Source organism: Ornithinimicrobium kibberense (assembly GCF_006519705.1).
GTDB lineage: Bacteria > Actinomycetota > Actinomycetes > Actinomycetales > Dermatophilaceae > Ornithinicoccus > Ornithinicoccus kibberensis.
The window spans coordinates 1-13,338 of record NZ_VFXM01000016.1 but is presented as its reverse complement, the minus strand read 5'-3'; the positions used below and the strand labels follow the sequence as shown (position 1 = coordinate 13,338).

Genomic DNA, 13,338 nt, shown 5'->3' with positions numbered 1-13,338 from the left:
TGCGTCGTACAAGCCCTCGGGGACTCACGGGAGGACAGCAGATGCGTGTGGTGATCGGGGCGCCGGCCAACGGGGCGGCGCTGAAGGACGAGCTCAAGGACCTTCTGGAGGGGGACGAGCGGGTCACCGAGGTCGTGGACCTGTCCACCGCCGACATCACCTACCCGGAGGTGTCCTTCCGGGCCGCGGAGAGGGTCGTGGACGGCACGGCCGACCGGGCGCTGCTGGTCTGCGGCACCGGCGTGGGCACCGCCATCGCGGCCGGCAAGGTGAAGGGGGCCCGCGCGGCGACGGCGCACGACGTGGTCACCGTCCGCGGGGCCGTCGAGAACTACGACGCGCAGATCCTGTGCATGGGGCAGAACGTCATCGCGCCGGCGTACGCCCGCGCGCTCGTCGACCTCTGGCTGGGCCTGTCCCACGACCCGGCGGGCTTTTACGGGCCGAAGGTCGGCGAGATCGCCGAGTTCGAGTCGCGTGGCTGACGCGCCGGACCACCCCGACCAGGACGCAGCGGTATGAGCGCCGACAGCACCATCCTCACCCCCTCCCAGATGGCGAAGGCCGCTGAGGACGCCGCCTTCGGCAAGGCCACCAGCCACCAGCTGAAGTCCTTCCTGCTGGCCCTGACCGCCGGTGGCTACATCGCCCTGGGCTTCGTCTTCTTCACCACCAGCCAGGTCGGGGCGGACCAGCTGCCCTACGGCATGGCCAAGGTCGTCGGCGGGCTGGTCTTCTCCACCGGTCTGGCGCTCGTCGTGCTCACCGGGGCCGAGCTGTTCACCTCCTCGACCCTGACCCTGACCGCCCGCGCCAGCGGCCGCATCACCACCTGGCAGCTGCTGCGCAACTGGGTCGTGGTGTTCGTCGGCAACTTCGTGGGCGCGCTGACCGTGGTCGCCCTCATCTTCTACGGCAAGGTCTGGGAGCAGGCCTCCGGCGGGTGGGCCGCGGTGGTCCTCGAGGTGTCCCTGAAGAAGGTGCACCACGACTTCCTCACCGCGTTCGTGCTCGGCGTCCTGTGCAACCTCATGGTCTGCCTGGCCATCTGGGCCGCCTACAGCGGCCGGACCACCGTCGACAAGGTCGTCGCGGTGACGATGCCGATCGCGCTGTTCGTGGCCACCGGCTTCGAGCACTCGGTGGCCAACATGTTCATGGTGCCCCTGGGCATCCTCATCCGCTCGTCCGCCGGCGCCGACCTGTGGGCCACCTCCGGGCTGGACCAGGCCGCCTACGCCGACCTGACCTGGACCAGCTTCCTCGTCGACAACCTGCTGCCGGTGACCCTCGGCAACATCGTCGGCGGCGGCCTGATGATCGGCGTCCTCTACTGGACCATCTTCCACTTCCTCGACCGCCCCGGCACGGCCCTGGGGCAGGCGAGGGTGGGCACCGACCGGGGCGGCCGCGCCCGGGACATCCGGGACGCGGCATGAGCACGACATACCCCCCAGCAGCACGACCGACGCCGTCCGCACGGGACCGGCGTCCCTCATCCCAAGGAGTGGAGTAAGGCATGGACGTCGATTTTCCGTTGTGGTTGAGGGCTCAGCACCTCCTCAACTTCGTCCTGATGGGCATGCTCATCAGGTCGGGCATCGAGATGCTCTCGTCCCTGCCCCGGCTGTGGTGGCGCAAGGACTGCGCCCCCGGCACCGAGTGGCTGAAGTTCACCCGGCGTGAGCTGCCGAAGGAGGAGGGCGTCTACACCTCCCTCATGGACGAGAAGTCGGTCCACCCGTTGCTGTCCCTGCCCGGCCGGGAGAACATCGGTCTGGGCCGGCACTGGCACGGCCTCTCGGTGATGTTCTGGGTGCTCAACGGCGTGGTCTACGTCGGCCTGCTGTTCGTCACCGGCCTGTGGCGGCGCATCGTGCCCACCTCCTGGGAGGTGTTCCCCGAGGCCTGGGACTCGCTGCTGATGTACCTCAGCCTGGAGGTGCCCGACATCAGCCACTTCTCGCCCTACGACTCCCTGCAGATGCTGGGCTACACCTTCGTGATCTTCATCCTGGCGCCCTTCCAGATGCTCACCGGCATCGCGATGTCGCCGGCGATCCGCTCGCGCTTCCCGTGGTACGTCAAGATGTGGGGCGGCCACCAGGGCGCGCGCTCGCTGCACTTCATCGGCCTGGTCCTCTTCAGCGGCTTCATCGTCATGCACGTCTCGCTGGTCTTCCTCGTCCACCGCGAGCACAACATGGTCAACATGGTGTTCGGCGGCGGCGAGGTGACCACGGCGCGGGCCGCCCAGGCCCTGGTCATCATGGTCTCGACGATCGTGGCGGTCGCCGTCTTCTGGATCTTCCTGTCCTACTGGTCGCTGGCCGACCGGGCCCGTGCCCAGCGGTTCACCGCCGGGATCACCGAGATCGGCCGCAAGCTCTTCCTCAACCGCCTCCGCCCGCTGGGCGCGGCCAAGAAGGCCTACACCGACGACGACATCTCGGAGTTCCACTGGACCAACGGCCTCCCGCCGACCGAGGAGGAGTCCCCGCTGTGGGTGCAGGCCCGGGACAACGACTGGGAGGGCCTGACCATCACCCTCCGGGACGACATCAACGACGTCGAGACGCAGCTGACCGTGGACGACCTGAGGAAGCTGCCGCGGCACTCCTACGTCGCCACGCACACCTGCATGCAGGGCTGGTCGGCCACGTCCCGCTGGACCGGGGTGCGCCTCACCGACCTGATGGACGTGCTCGGCCCGCGGCCCGAGGGGGCGCGCTACCTGCTGGCCGAGTCCTACGGGCTGGCGCAGAAGATGTACGACAACCGGCCCCGGGAGCCCTTCTACGCCGCCATCGACCTGGAGACGATGGCCGAGGAGGAGTCGATCCTGGCCTACGAGCGCAACGGGCACCCGGTCGACAACCACCTGGGCGGGCCGGCGCGCCTGCGCGTGGAGTCCAACCACGGCTACAAGCACGTCAAGTGGGTGTCGCGGATCATGTGGATCCACGACTACGCCGACTACGGCGACGGCCGCGGCGGGACCCGCGAGGACTCGGCCCTGCAGGCGTTCAACGGCAGGATCTGATGGCGGCGGCGAGGATCGTGGCGACGTGCTTCCTCGTCGAGGGCGTCCGGGACGACCGGGACACGAAGAGGGCGATGCAGCCGCTGTTCGACATCTTCGCCGCCCACGGCCTGGGCCAGGCGACCTTCGAGATCGTGCCGGGTGAGCCGACCCGCCTGTGGATCAAGCACAAGGACAGCGTCCGGCCCTCCCGGGAGCTCATCGACCAGGCCCTGGCCCGGGCGGGCAGCTACCGGGTGGTCGACGGCTAGCGCAGGGGCCGGCCCGGGGCGTACGGCTCGGGCCGGCCCCCGCGCCGGGCCAGCTCGGCCTCCGCCCGCGCCAGCCCGCCGTGCTCCAGCCCGGCCAGGTATGACGTGCCGCCCCAGACCTGCCGGCCCCGCCGGGCGACGCGCACCTCGAGCGTGCCGGCCAGGTGCTCCAGGGCGCCGGGGGTGTTGCGGGCCTGCGACGGCAGGGGGACCGGAAGCACGTGCGCGTCCTGCAGCGGGGAGGTCGCGTCCACCTCGACCCGCCAGCCGGTGAAGCGGTCGACGCCGCGCAGCCGCCAGGTGTCGTCGCCGACCCGGGCGTCCACGGGCGTCACCACGGGGTCGCCCAGGCGCAGGACCCGGCCCGAGGGGAGGCGGACGAGCGCGGTCACCTCGGTGCGCAACGGCATACCCAGCGGGGTCGCATGCACCTGCCCGCCGGCGAAGGCGACGCACGCACCCGGCTCGGCGAAGCCGTGGGCCTGCCCCCACCACCACGCGTCGGGGAAGCCCTCGTGGCCCCAGTTCTTCTCGCCGTAGACCTGGGCGTCGTCGACGGTCCAGGCATCCTCGCCCACCACGACGGTGCCGGTGGCGCGGCCGCCGAGCAGCCACGGGTGCCAGTACTGGTTGAGCCGGGGCACGACGTGGAAGACGCTCGACCCGCCGAGGGTCCGTGGCCACGGGTGGTGCGGCTCGAGCCGCAGATCCACCCGGGCGTCGGGCCCGAGGTCCACCGTCAGCCGGTGCGCGGTGCCCTCGATCGCCCAGCCGTCCCCGGCCCGTCCGCCCCGGGCGCCCAGGCCGTGGGGCGCAGCCTCGGCCCCGGGCAGGGCGGCCGTGCGCAGGAAGCCGTCGGAGGTGGCCAGCCCGACGGTGGCCCACGGGCCGTCGGGCCCCTGGTTGACGCCGACCAGGGCGATGAGGGCCCGGCCCGACGCGACGTCGCTCACCCGCCAGAAGTAGCCCTCCATCGCCACGCCCGGGTGCGAGCGGCGGGGATCCTGCCACGGCAGGTCCGCGCCCGTGCCGCGGTAGCGCGCGAGCAGGCCGGTGCCGCGACCTGGCGGTGCCGGTGTGATGCCCCTCATGGACGCGATCCGACCTCGGCCGCGGGCCTAGCCGGTGCTCGTCGTCGAGGCCAGCAGCCGCCGAGCGCGCCGACCGAGGTCGTTGAGGTCCACCCGGCCGGCGTCGGCCGCGGCCGCCAGCCGTTGGGCCAGGTCCAGCGCCTCGTCCAGCTCCGGCCCCACGACGGCGGCGTCCTGGCCCATGCCTACGGCGCGGACGAGACCTTCAACGCCGTCCGCCTCGCCGTCGCGCTGAGCAGGCGCGAGGACACCCAGACCCGGGTCTTCCTCATGGGCGACGCCGTCACCTGCGCCGTCGCCGGCCAGAAGACCCCCGACGGCTACTACAGCCTCGACCGCATGCTCAAGGGGTTCCTGCGCCACGGGGGCGAGATCGCCTGCTGCGGCACCTGCCTGGACGCCCGCGGGCTCACCGAGGACCACCTCATCGACGGCGCACCCCGCTCAACCATGGACGAGCTCGCCGCCTGGACCGTCGAGGCCGACACCGTCCTCACCTTCTGACCGCAGGCGTCGGCGTCGGCCCTCCGTCGGCCGCCCTCCGGGGTCGTCCGCCTCTACGGTGGAGGAGTGCCGGAGCCGGTCGCCCACGTCCAGCTGCGCCCGATGGGGAGCGCGGACGTCTCCGCCGTGCTCGACGTCCAGGAGCCGGCGGCCGTGGCAGGTCTGGCCGACGTCTTCCCCCAGGACCGCTACCCGTTCCCGCGCCAGGCCGTCGCCGACCGGTGGCGGGAGGAGATCGCCAGCGCCGACGTCGAGTGCCTCGTGGCGGAGGAGGACGGGACGGTCGTCGGCTTCGCCGCGGTGCGCGGCGACGAGCTCCTGCACCTGGGCACGGCCCTGGAGCGGTGGGGGACGGGTGTCGCCCAGGAGCTGCACGACCTGGTGGTGGACCACCTGCGCTCGCGGGGTGTCCGGCGGGCCTGGTGCTGGGTCTTCACCGACAACCGACGCGGCCGTCGGTTCTACGAGAAGCAGGGCTGGCGCCCGACAGGGGAGACCAGCCGCAGCGGCTTCCCTCCGCACGCCGAGCTGCTGCGCCACGCGCGGGACCTGTCCGAGCCGGCCCGTCCTCGCTAACCTGACGGGGGTGGACGTGCACGAGCCGCAGAGCTGGCACCACGGGCTGGTGGCCAGGTGGTGGTCGCTGTTCCGCCGGGGCGGTCCCGAGGTCGACTACTTCCGCCGGTTCGTCGAGGCCGGGCAGCCGGCGCTGGACGTGGCCTGCGGGGCGGGCCGGCTGCTCGTGCCCTACGTCGAGGCCGGGCTGGACGTGGACGGCTGCGACGCCTCGCCGGACATGGTGGCCCTGTGCGCCGAGGCGGCCGCGCGGGTGGGTGCCACGCCGTCCCTGGTCGCCCAGCCGATGCACGAGCTGGACCTGCCCCGTCGCTACCGCACCGTCTACGTCTGCGGCGGCCTCGGGCTGGGGTCGACGCGGGCGCAGGACGAGCAGGCGCTGCGGCGCCTGCACGACCACCTCGAGCCGGGTGGCCGGCTCGTGCTGGACAACGAGGTCCCCTGGTCCGACCCCGGCGGGTGGAGCCGCTGGCCGCCGGGCGGCCGCGACGACCTCCCCGAGCCCGAGCCGGGCGGGCCCCCTGCCGAGCGGCAGGTTGGTCCCGACGGCGACGAGTACGCCCTGCTCACCCGGATGCTCTCCCTCGACCCGGTCGCCCAGCAGGAGGCCTGGGAGATCCACGCCTTCCGCTGGCACGAGGGGGCGCTGGTCGAGGAGGAGCGCCACCGGCTGACCACCAACCTCTACTTCACCCACGAGGTGGTGATGCTGCTCGAGCGGGCCGGGTTCGTCGACGTGCAGGTCACGGGGGAGTACAACGACCTGCCGCCCACGGCTGACGACACCTTCCTGGTCTACAGCGCCACCCGGCCGTGAGCCTCAGGGGTCGAGCCGGCCGTCCCCGTAGGTCGCGCTGACCTCGCTGACCACGATCCGGTAGCCGTCGTACCAGCGGTCCACCTGGTCCTTGGCCTCCCGGTGCTGCGGGAAGCGGGCGAGCTGGGCCACCGAGTCCATGTCGGTGAAGTAGTAGACGGCGTTGACCACCGTCCCGTCGGGGGAGAGCCACTTCTCGACCCGATCGAACCCGGGCAGGCTGCGCGCGTGCTCGGCGATCTGCCCGTCCAGCCGGTGGACGTCGTCGTCGAAGGTGCCGGGGCGGAAGATGAACTGGCAGCAGATCAAGGGTGCTCCTCCTGGTCGCGTGCGCCCATCCTGCCGGCCACCTCACGGCGTCCGCCGCAGGGGTATGCCGCGTGCTCGGGTCTTCCGCGCCGGCCACCCCCTGTGGTGTGCTGGGGAGAGCGACCTTCGGGGCTCCTGCGGGGAGGCGAGGATGATCGAGCTGTCCGCCCGCGACGCGCGCCGGCTGGCCGTGACGGGCCAGCTGCTGACCCGGCCGCGCCCTGCCGACCTGCTCGCGGCGGCCTCGGGGCTGGGGGCGGTCCAGGTGGACCACACGGCCTACGTCGCGCCCAACGCCGAGCTCGTCCTGTGGAGCCGGCTCGGCAGCCGGACCAGCCGGGTCGAGGTGCAGGACGCCGTCGAGAGCCGCCGGCTCGTGGAGATCCGCGGCTTCCTCCGCCCCGCGCAGGACGTGGCCCTCTTCACCGCCGAGATGGCGGCGTGGCCGGGGGAGGACCCGCCGGGCCACCGGGTCGGCGAGCAGCGCTGGGTCGACGTCAACCGGCACGCCCGCGACCAGATCCTCGAGCAGCTCCGCTCCGACGGGCCGCTGCCCGCCCGCGAGCTGTCCGCCGACTTCGCCGTCGACTGGCGCTCGTCGGGGTGGAACGACGTCAAGAACGTGCCGATGATGCTGGAGCGCCTCGAGGAGCGCGGCCAGGTCGCCGTCTCCTCCCGGGAGGGCCGCGAACGGGTCTGGGACCTGGCGGAGCGGATCTACCCCGACGACCCGCCGGTGCCGCTGGCCCAGGCCCTGCACCGCCGGGCGCTCCGACGGCTGCGGGCCCTCGGCATCGCCCGGGTCAAGGGGCCGGCCTGCCCGGCCGAGCCCCTGGACGCGGGGGACGCCGGGGAGCCCGCCCTGGTGGAGGGGGTCCGGGGAGAGTGGCGGGTCGACCCGGCGCTGCTGCATACCCCCTTCTCGGGGCGGACCGCCCTCCTGTCCCCGCTGGACCGGCTCGTCTTCGACCGGCGGCGGATGGCCGACCTCTTCGCCTTCGACTACGCGCTGGAGATGTACAAGCCCGCCGGGCAGCGCCGGTGGGGCTACTTCGCCCTGCCGGTCCTGCACCTGGACCGGCTCGTCGGCAAGGTCGACGCGCAGGCCGACCGCGGGCGCGGCGTGCTGTGCGTCGACGCCGTGCACGAGGACGTCCCGTGGTCGGGCAGCCTCCGCGGGGCGGTCGAGGGCGAGCTGCGGTCGCTGGCCCGCTTCCTCGACCTCGACCTGGCGTTCGACGGGAGGAGCTGAGGATGGGGCAGCTGGTCTACGTCGGCATCGGCTCGCTCGACGGCTACGTCGCCGACGAGGACGGGGACTTCGCCTGGAGCGCCCCCGACGAGGAGGTCCACGCCTACCTCAACGAGCGGGACCGGCGCGTCACGGCTGAGCTCTACGGCCGGCGGCTCTACGAGGTGATGAAGGTCTGGGAGACGTATGGGGCCGCGCCCGGCTCCCCGGACGTCGAGCGGGACTACGGCGAGCAGTGGCGGGGCCGGTCCAAGGTGGTGTTCTCGCGCACGCTCCCGTCCGTGGACACCTCCCGGACCCGGCTGGAACGGCGGTTCGACCCCGCCGTGGTCCGACGGTTCGTCGACGACGCCGATGGGGAAGTGGGCATCGGGGGGCCGGAGCTGGCGGGCCAGGCGCTCCGGGCCGGTCTCGTCGAGCGGGTGGAGTACTACGTCGTCCCCGTGGTCGTCGGCGGTGGCACCCCCTGGCTCCCGCCCGGGCTGCGGCTCGACCTGCGCCTGGTCGGGCACCACCGCTTCGGCTGCGGGGTCGTGCACCTGGTCTACGACGTGACCGGGTGACCGCGGGGTCCTCAGCCCCGGCGGGCGATCACCGCGAAGGCGACGGCGCCCACCGCGAGCTGGCCGACCAGCAGGAAGAACAGGACCATCATGGTCTCGGCACCCAGCCCGATCGCGACGACGGCGGCGGCCGTGAGCAGGAAGGCCGCCAGCCCCTGCACCGCCAGGGCCCTGGTCAGCAGGCTGTCGTCGCGCTCGTCGCCGGTCTGGGTGAAGGCCCGCTCGAAGGTGGTGGCCCGCTCCGGGCGGCGGGTCACCCGCCAGAGCACCACGGCGGCGGCCACCAGTGCCACACCGGCGCCCTGCAGGAAGCCGGTGCCCATGTTGCCGGGAGCGTGCTCCTGCAGCAGCAGCCCCGTGGTCAGGACGGCCACGAGGAGGGCCGCGACGACCAGCAGCACGCCGGCCTTCCGACGGGCTGTCAGCTCAGTGGTCAGCATGGAAGATCTCCTCGACGGTCGTGCGGAAGCGCCGGGCGATGGCGATGGCCAGCGGCAGGGACGGGTCGTAGCGGCCGGTCTCGATGGAGTTGACCGTCTGCCGTGAGACGGACAGCGCCTCGGCCAGCTCGCGCTGCGAGAGGCCGGCGGCCACCCGCAGGGCCCTGACGTCGTTGCGCACCGTTCCTCCTCCGCCCGCTCCCCAAGGACAAGCGTCCTTGACACGATCGACGCTACGCCGCCGCGCACCCACGTGTCAAGCGTCCTTGTCGTCACGCTCGACGACGCGACCGGGTGTGGTCGTCCTGACGACCACACCCGGTCACGGTCTGTCGCGTGCCGGCCCTGTCCGGACCGTCGCGGGCGGGACCTAGTCCGGCAGCACCCGGTCCACGGCGCCCCGCACCGTGTCGGCCGCCTTGGCCAGCAGCGGCTGGTCGTCGCCGCCCGCCGCCCACGACGGGTCCTGCGGCATCGGCCCCATCGGGTCGGCGGTGGCCGGGTCGGAGGCCGAGGTCTCGCGGGGGTCGGCCAACGACCGGCGGAACGACTCGTCCAGCCCGACCAGCTCGTAGCCCTCCGGCAGCAGGTCCCGGCGGAAGTCCTCCTCGCCGCACACCATGTCGTGGTGCAGGCTCTCGACCAGCGCCTCGACGGTGGGCGTGGGCACGTCGGTCAGGCTGCCGGCGAGGAAGCCGACGAGGTCGGTCGGCAGCAGGGGCACCTCGACCTGCGGGCGTTCCAGGCCGGCGATCGTGGCGTACCGGTCGAGCAGGTCGGCGTAGGGCAGGCGCTCGGGCCCGCCGATGTCGTAGCTGCGCGTGCCCACGTCGGCCGTCAGCGCGCCCACCAGCGCCTCGACGGCGTCGACGACGGCGATCGGCTGGACGTCGGAGTTCATCCAGTCGGGCACGGTCTGCAGCGGCATCCGCTCGCTGACCTGGCGGATGATCTCGAAGGACGTGGACCCGCTGCCCATGAGCACCGCCGCGCGCAGGGTGATCGCGGTCGCCGGCGTCGAGCTGAGGATCTCCTCCACCTCGAGCCGGGAGCTGATGTGCTCGCTGAGCTCGGACTCGTCGACCGGCGGCACGATCCCGGACAGGTAGATCACCCGCGAGGTGCCGTGCTGCGTCAGCGCCTGCGCGACGTGCTGGGCGGCCTCGCGGTCCTTCTGCGCGAAGTCGTCGCCCCCGCCCATCCCGTGGATGAGGTAGTAGACCGCGTCGACCCCCTCGACCGCCGCGTCCACCTGGTCACGGTCCTGGATGTCCATCTCGACGGTCTCGACCCGGTCGGAGAACCACGGCCCCTCCTTGGACGGGTCGTGCGTCGTCGTGCGCACCTCGTGGCCCTCGTCGAGCAGCCGCGGGACGAGCCGCCCCCCGACGTAACCGGTCGCGCCGGTCACCAGAACCTTCATGCCTGTCCCATCCCTTCGAGCGCCCCGAGCGGTCAGGCGCCAGTATGGCGCAGCCCGGGCGGGTGGGCCTGTCGCCGAGCCTGGTCCGGGGTGCGGGAGGCCACCGGCCGGGGTGCACCAGAAAGTGCACTATGCTGCACTCCATGGATCTCCAGGCCGCAGCCCTCGCCGCCGCCGTCGGCGCGCGGGTGCGGCGCGAACGGCAGGACCGGCGCTGGACCCTCGACCGGCTGGCCGAGGCCTCCGGCCTGAGCCGCCGGATGGTCGTCAACGTCGAGCAGGGTGCCGCCAACCCCAGCGTCGGCACCCTGCTCCGGCTGGCCGACGCGCTCGGCCTGGGGTTGCCGGCGCTCGTCGAGCCGCCCGGCGCCACCGACGTCACGCTGACCCGGGCGGGGGAGGGGGCCACCCTGTGGACCGGCGAGCACGGCGGCCGCGGCGTGCTCGTCGCCGGCACCCGCCCGCCGGACGTGCTCGAGCTGTGGGACTGGACGCTGGCCCCCGGCGACGCCCATGCCGCCGAGGCGCACGCGGTCGGCACCACCGAGATCCTGCACGTCCTCGACGGCCGGGTCGTCCTCGAGGTCGACGGCACCACCCACGAACTCTCGCCCGGCGACGCCGCGAGCTTCCCCGGCGACGTCCCGCACGCCTACCGGAACGTGCACGACATACCTGCCCGCTTCTCCCTGGCCGTCCTCGAACCGGGGGTCGGCCCCACCACCCCAGGAGGAACCCGATGACCCCCACCCCCGAGGGCCTGCTCACCCGCGCCTCCGTCGACGACGAGGTGCTCGCGCTCCGGCCGGACTACCGCGCGCTGCTCGTGGTCGTCGACGGGATCGTCCCCGCGGCCGGCGACAGCGGCAGCGAGGCGCTGCTCGTCGCCGCCGAGGAGCACGCGCGCGAGCTGCTCGGGCGGTCGCCGGTCGAGGAGCTGGCGCACGTGGCGGCCTGGCGCGAGGCCTACCGCGCCTTCGGGGCCAAGCCGCAGCGCACCCGCAACAGCCTGGAGGCGCTGACCCGCCGTGCTCCCAAGGGGCTGCCGCGGGTCAACCGGCTGACCGACGTCTACAACGCGGTGTCGGTGCTGCACCAGCTGCCGCTGGGCGGGGAGGACCTCGACCGGTATGCCGGTCCGCCGCGCCTCGTGCGCGCTACCGGCGCCGAGCCGTTCGACACGACGGCCGACGGGGAGACGGTCGTCGAGCACCCCGAGGCCGGCGAGGTCGTGTGGGCCGACGACGCCGGCGTGACCTGCCGGCGGTGGAACTGGCGCCAGGCCCGCCGCACCCAGCTGCACGAGGGCACGACCACCGCGCTGTTCATCCTCGACGCGCTCGGCCCGATGGACGACGACGCGCTCACCGCCGCCGCTGACGACCTCGTGGGCCACCTGGCCGAGGGGGCGCAGATCCGCAGCTGGCGCCGGCTGCTGGGGGCCGGAGGTGGACTCTCAGCCGGTTCTTGACGAACTGGGGCCTCGCGACCAGCGGTTTTGTCCTCGGGCGTGTCAAGAACCGGCTGACAGTCGAGGTGCTGACCCGCTCAGGGGGCGAACTCGGGCACCGGGCGCTGCTCGGCCTCCTCCTGGGTGGTCACGACGCCGTTCTCGGCGATGTCGTCGACGAGCCACTTCATCTCGGCGATCTCCTTGCGCTGGGCCTCGATGATCTCGTCGGCCAGCTCGCGCACCCGCACGTCGTCGATGTCGGCGCGCTCGCTGGTGAGGATGGCGATGGAGTGGTGCGGGATCATCCCGTTCATGTAGGCCCGGTCCTCGACGAAGGTCTGCGAGCGGGACAGCCACAGCGCGGTCAGGCCCAGGACGATGGCGCCGGCGATGATGGCGAGGTTGACCGTGACGTTCTTGTACATCATCCCCCACATGAACGCGAGCATGATGATGGCCATCGCCGAGCCCATGAGCAGGGCCATGTAGACCCGCTCCTCGCTGAACGTCATGTGCGCCCAGGTCCAGGCGTTGGTGTAGGTCAGCAGGAACATCGTCACCGTCGACGTGGTGATCATCGCGGCGAAGATCAGGTACATCTTCCGCTCGTGCTTCTTGTGCTGCCCGTGGTCCTGCTCGGACTGGCTGTGCTGGTCGTGCTGGGACATCAGGGGATCCTTCCTCCAGGGGTGAGGGCGGGGGTATGACGTGAGGCTAGGACGTCCTCAGCCGTCCGGCTCCTCGAGCCGTCGGCGGCGGGTCTGGTAGTCCTGCTCGTCGATCTCGCCGCGGGCGTAGCGCTCGTCGAGGATCTGGCGCGCCGCGGACCGGCCGCCGGAGGCGCTCGTCCGGCCGCCGCTGGAGCGGACCAGCAGCGCCACGACGGCGACGACGGCGACGAGCACCAGGAGCCACACCAGCAGCATCCAGATCGACCCAGCGCCCATGCCCCATCCGTTGCCCATCATCGTTCCTCTCCTTCCGGTGGCGGTCGTCGGCTCTCGCCCCGTGGGTCACCCGGCGACGATCGTGCCCATCATGCCGAGGTCCTCGTGGTCCAGGATGTGGCAGTGGTAGACGGTCCGCCCACCGAAGTCGGCGAACCTGATCCGCACGGTGACGGTGCCGCCGGCGGGGACGTTGACCACGTCCAGCCACAGCGGCTCCTCGGGCTGACGTCCGTCCACGTCCATGACCTGCATGGGCCACACGTGCAGGTGGAAGGGGTGGTCCAGCGGGCCGACGTTGCCGATGGTCCACTCCTCGACGGTGCCCAGCCGCACCCGTTGGTCGGTGCGGTCGGGGTCGAAGGACCGGCCGTCGATGGTGAAGTCCATCATCCCGCCCGGTCCGCGGCCCCCACCCCCTCCGCCGCCCATCATCCCGCCCATGCCCATCTCCATGGTCAGCTCCCGGCGCCGGTCGACGTCGACCTCGCGCAGGTCGGCGAGCGGACCGTCCGGACCACCGGGGAGCCCACCGGCGACGCCTCCGTCGGACCCGCCGGCCGAGGACCCGCCCCGGCCGACCTCCAGGTGGGCCAGGACCCGTTCGGTGTCCTCCGGGCCGACCGCGCCGCCCATCATCCCGCCCATCATCTGGCCGCGGTCCACGGG

At 72.7% G+C, this 13,338-nt stretch carries 19 protein-coding genes; 11 read left to right on the top strand and 8 right to left on the bottom strand.

Translation table 11 applies throughout. From position 1 onward, the window contains the following. The first annotated feature begins 41 nt into the window (after positions 1 to 41). The 4 genes from FJR00_RS13420 (at position 42) to FJR00_RS13405 (ending at position 3,294) form a co-directional block, all read left to right on the top strand. Positions 42 to 485: an RpiB/LacA/LacB family sugar-phosphate isomerase gene (locus FJR00_RS13420; protein WP_141339163.1), complete on the top strand. Its 444-nt coding sequence runs from the start codon at positions 42 to 44 to the stop codon at positions 483 to 485. Positions 486 to 518: 33 nt separating this feature from the next. Further along, positions 519 to 1,439, top strand: coding sequence for a formate transporter FocA (gene focA / locus FJR00_RS13415; protein WP_141339162.1), 921 nt, complete (start codon positions 519 to 521; stop codon positions 1,437 to 1,439). 80 nt (positions 1,440 to 1,519) lie between these two features. Further along, the gene (locus FJR00_RS13410) at positions 1,520 to 3,043 is read left to right on the top strand and encodes a molybdopterin-dependent oxidoreductase (protein WP_141339161.1); all 1,524 of its coding nucleotides are present in this window, start codon (positions 1,520 to 1,522) and stop codon (positions 3,041 to 3,043) included. Next, the gene (locus FJR00_RS13405; RefSeq protein WP_141339160.1) at positions 3,043 to 3,294 is read left to right on the top strand and encodes a hypothetical protein; all 252 of its coding nucleotides are present in this window, start codon (positions 3,043 to 3,045) and stop codon (positions 3,292 to 3,294) included. The genes FJR00_RS13410 and FJR00_RS13405 overlap by 1 nt, the downstream gene beginning before the upstream one ends. Here the strand turns inward: FJR00_RS13405 and FJR00_RS13400 are convergent. After that, positions 3,291 to 4,385, bottom strand: coding sequence for a tocopherol cyclase family protein (locus FJR00_RS13400; RefSeq protein ID WP_141339159.1), 1,095 nt, complete (start codon positions 4,383 to 4,385; stop codon positions 3,291 to 3,293). The two genes, FJR00_RS13405 and FJR00_RS13400, sit on opposite strands and share 4 nt — an antisense overlap. 123 nt (positions 4,386 to 4,508) lie before the next feature. Here FJR00_RS13400 and FJR00_RS13395 point away from each other — a divergent pair, with 123 nt between their 5' ends. From FJR00_RS13395 to FJR00_RS13385, 3 genes are all read left to right on the top strand, one after another. After that, positions 4,509 to 4,889 carry a DsrE/DsrF/TusD sulfur relay family protein gene (locus FJR00_RS13395; protein ID WP_238330492.1) on the top strand — a complete coding sequence of 127 codons (381 nt, stop codon included), beginning with the start codon at positions 4,509 to 4,511 and terminating at the stop codon, positions 4,887 to 4,889. 66 nt (positions 4,890 to 4,955) lie between these two features. Further along, a complete protein-coding gene (locus FJR00_RS13390) occupies positions 4,956 to 5,465 on the top strand; it encodes a GNAT family N-acetyltransferase (RefSeq protein WP_238330491.1) in 510 nt (169 codons plus the stop codon). A 10-nt stretch (positions 5,466 to 5,475) separates the two neighbouring features. Then, complete coding sequence (locus FJR00_RS13385) at positions 5,476 to 6,282, top strand: class I SAM-dependent methyltransferase (protein ID WP_181409628.1); 807 nt, start codon at positions 5,476 to 5,478, stop codon at positions 6,280 to 6,282. Positions 6,283 to 6,285: 3 nt separating this feature from the next. On the opposite strand, the gene FJR00_RS13380 is transcribed toward FJR00_RS13385, so the two are convergent. After that, positions 6,286 to 6,591 (bottom strand): antibiotic biosynthesis monooxygenase, encoded by a 306-nt coding sequence (locus FJR00_RS13380; RefSeq protein WP_141339157.1) that lies wholly within the window; start codon positions 6,589 to 6,591, stop codon positions 6,286 to 6,288. Between the two features lie 151 nt (positions 6,592 to 6,742). Between FJR00_RS13380 and FJR00_RS13375 the strand changes: the two genes are divergently transcribed. Together FJR00_RS13375 and FJR00_RS13370 are read left to right on the top strand one after the other, a co-directional pair. Further along, positions 6,743 to 7,843 (top strand): DNA glycosylase AlkZ-like family protein, encoded by a 1,101-nt coding sequence (locus tag FJR00_RS13375; RefSeq protein ID WP_141339156.1) that lies wholly within the window; start codon positions 6,743 to 6,745, stop codon positions 7,841 to 7,843. 2 nt (positions 7,844 to 7,845) lie between these two features. Then, entirely contained in the window at positions 7,846 to 8,406 is a 561-nt protein-coding gene (locus FJR00_RS13370) for a dihydrofolate reductase family protein (protein WP_141339155.1), read from the top strand. Positions 8,407 to 8,417: 11 nt separating this feature from the next. On the opposite strand, the gene FJR00_RS13365 is transcribed toward FJR00_RS13370, so the two are convergent. The 3 genes from FJR00_RS13365 to FJR00_RS13355 form a co-directional block, all read right to left on the bottom strand. After that, positions 8,418 to 8,846 carry a hypothetical protein gene (locus FJR00_RS13365; RefSeq protein WP_141339154.1) on the bottom strand — a complete coding sequence of 143 codons (429 nt, stop codon included), beginning with the start codon at positions 8,844 to 8,846 and terminating at the stop codon, positions 8,418 to 8,420. After that, complete coding sequence (locus FJR00_RS13360; RefSeq protein ID WP_141339153.1) at positions 8,833 to 9,027, bottom strand: helix-turn-helix transcriptional regulator; 195 nt, start codon at positions 9,025 to 9,027, stop codon at positions 8,833 to 8,835. Before FJR00_RS13360 ends, FJR00_RS13365 begins: the two co-directional genes overlap by 14 nt. A gap of 189 nt (positions 9,028 to 9,216) precedes the next feature. Beyond that, positions 9,217 to 10,269, bottom strand: coding sequence for an NAD(P)H-binding protein (locus FJR00_RS13355; RefSeq protein WP_238330490.1), 1,053 nt, complete (start codon positions 10,267 to 10,269; stop codon positions 9,217 to 9,219). Between the two features lie 143 nt (positions 10,270 to 10,412). Between FJR00_RS13355 and FJR00_RS13350 the strand changes: the two genes are divergently transcribed. Continuing rightward, positions 10,413 to 11,012, top strand: a complete 600-nt coding sequence (locus FJR00_RS13350; RefSeq protein ID WP_202876679.1) for a helix-turn-helix domain-containing protein — start codon at positions 10,413 to 10,415, stop codon at positions 11,010 to 11,012. Continuing rightward, entirely contained in the window at positions 11,009 to 11,740 is a 732-nt protein-coding gene (locus FJR00_RS13345) for a B3/B4 domain-containing protein (protein ID WP_141339151.1), read from the top strand. Before FJR00_RS13350 ends, FJR00_RS13345 begins: the two co-directional genes overlap by 4 nt. Before the next feature lie 77 nt (positions 11,741 to 11,817). On the opposite strand, the gene FJR00_RS13340 is transcribed toward FJR00_RS13345, so the two are convergent. From FJR00_RS13340 to FJR00_RS13330, 3 genes are all read right to left on the bottom strand, one after another. Beyond that, the gene (locus FJR00_RS13340) at positions 11,818 to 12,390 is read right to left on the bottom strand and encodes a DUF305 domain-containing protein (RefSeq protein WP_202876678.1); all 573 of its coding nucleotides are present in this window, start codon (positions 12,388 to 12,390) and stop codon (positions 11,818 to 11,820) included. Between the two features lie 57 nt (positions 12,391 to 12,447). Beyond that, positions 12,448 to 12,690, bottom strand: coding sequence for an SHOCT domain-containing protein (locus tag FJR00_RS13335; RefSeq protein WP_141339150.1), 243 nt, complete (start codon positions 12,688 to 12,690; stop codon positions 12,448 to 12,450). A 45-nt stretch (positions 12,691 to 12,735) separates the two neighbouring features. Next, a partial coding sequence (locus FJR00_RS13330) for a multicopper oxidase domain-containing protein (RefSeq protein ID WP_181409627.1) occupies positions 12,736 to 13,338 on the bottom strand: 603 nt, incomplete at its 5' end.

Coding starts and splice junctions, on each gene's coding strand:
- FJR00_RS13420 (WP_141339163.1), top strand. CDS start 42: ATGCGTGTGGTGATCGGGGCGCCGGCCAACGGGGCGGCGCTGAAGGAC.
- focA (WP_141339162.1), top strand. CDS start 519: ATGAGCGCCGACAGCACCATCCTCACCCCCTCCCAGATGGCGAAGGCC.
- FJR00_RS13410 (WP_141339161.1), top strand. CDS start 1,520: ATGGACGTCGATTTTCCGTTGTGGTTGAGGGCTCAGCACCTCCTCAAC.
- FJR00_RS13405 (WP_141339160.1), top strand. CDS start 3,043: ATGGCGGCGGCGAGGATCGTGGCGACGTGCTTCCTCGTCGAGGGCGTC.
- FJR00_RS13400 (WP_141339159.1), bottom strand. CDS start 4,385: ATGAGGGGCATCACACCGGCACCGCCAGGTCGCGGCACCGGCCTGCTC.
- FJR00_RS13375 (WP_141339156.1), top strand. CDS start 6,743: ATGATCGAGCTGTCCGCCCGCGACGCGCGCCGGCTGGCCGTGACGGGC.
- FJR00_RS13370 (WP_141339155.1), top strand. CDS start 7,846: ATGGGGCAGCTGGTCTACGTCGGCATCGGCTCGCTCGACGGCTACGTC.
- FJR00_RS13365 (WP_141339154.1), bottom strand. CDS start 8,846: ATGCTGACCACTGAGCTGACAGCCCGTCGGAAGGCCGGCGTGCTGCTG.
- FJR00_RS13355 (WP_238330490.1), bottom strand. CDS start 10,269: ATGAAGGTTCTGGTGACCGGCGCGACCGGTTACGTCGGGGGGCGGCTC.
- FJR00_RS13350 (WP_202876679.1), top strand. CDS start 10,413: ATGGATCTCCAGGCCGCAGCCCTCGCCGCCGCCGTCGGCGCGCGGGTG.
- FJR00_RS13345 (WP_141339151.1), top strand. CDS start 11,009: ATGACCCCCACCCCCGAGGGCCTGCTCACCCGCGCCTCCGTCGACGAC.
- FJR00_RS13340 (WP_202876678.1), bottom strand. CDS start 12,390: ATGTCCCAGCACGACCAGCACAGCCAGTCCGAGCAGGACCACGGGCAG.
- FJR00_RS13335 (WP_141339150.1), bottom strand. CDS start 12,690: ATGATGGGCAACGGATGGGGCATGGGCGCTGGGTCGATCTGGATGCTG.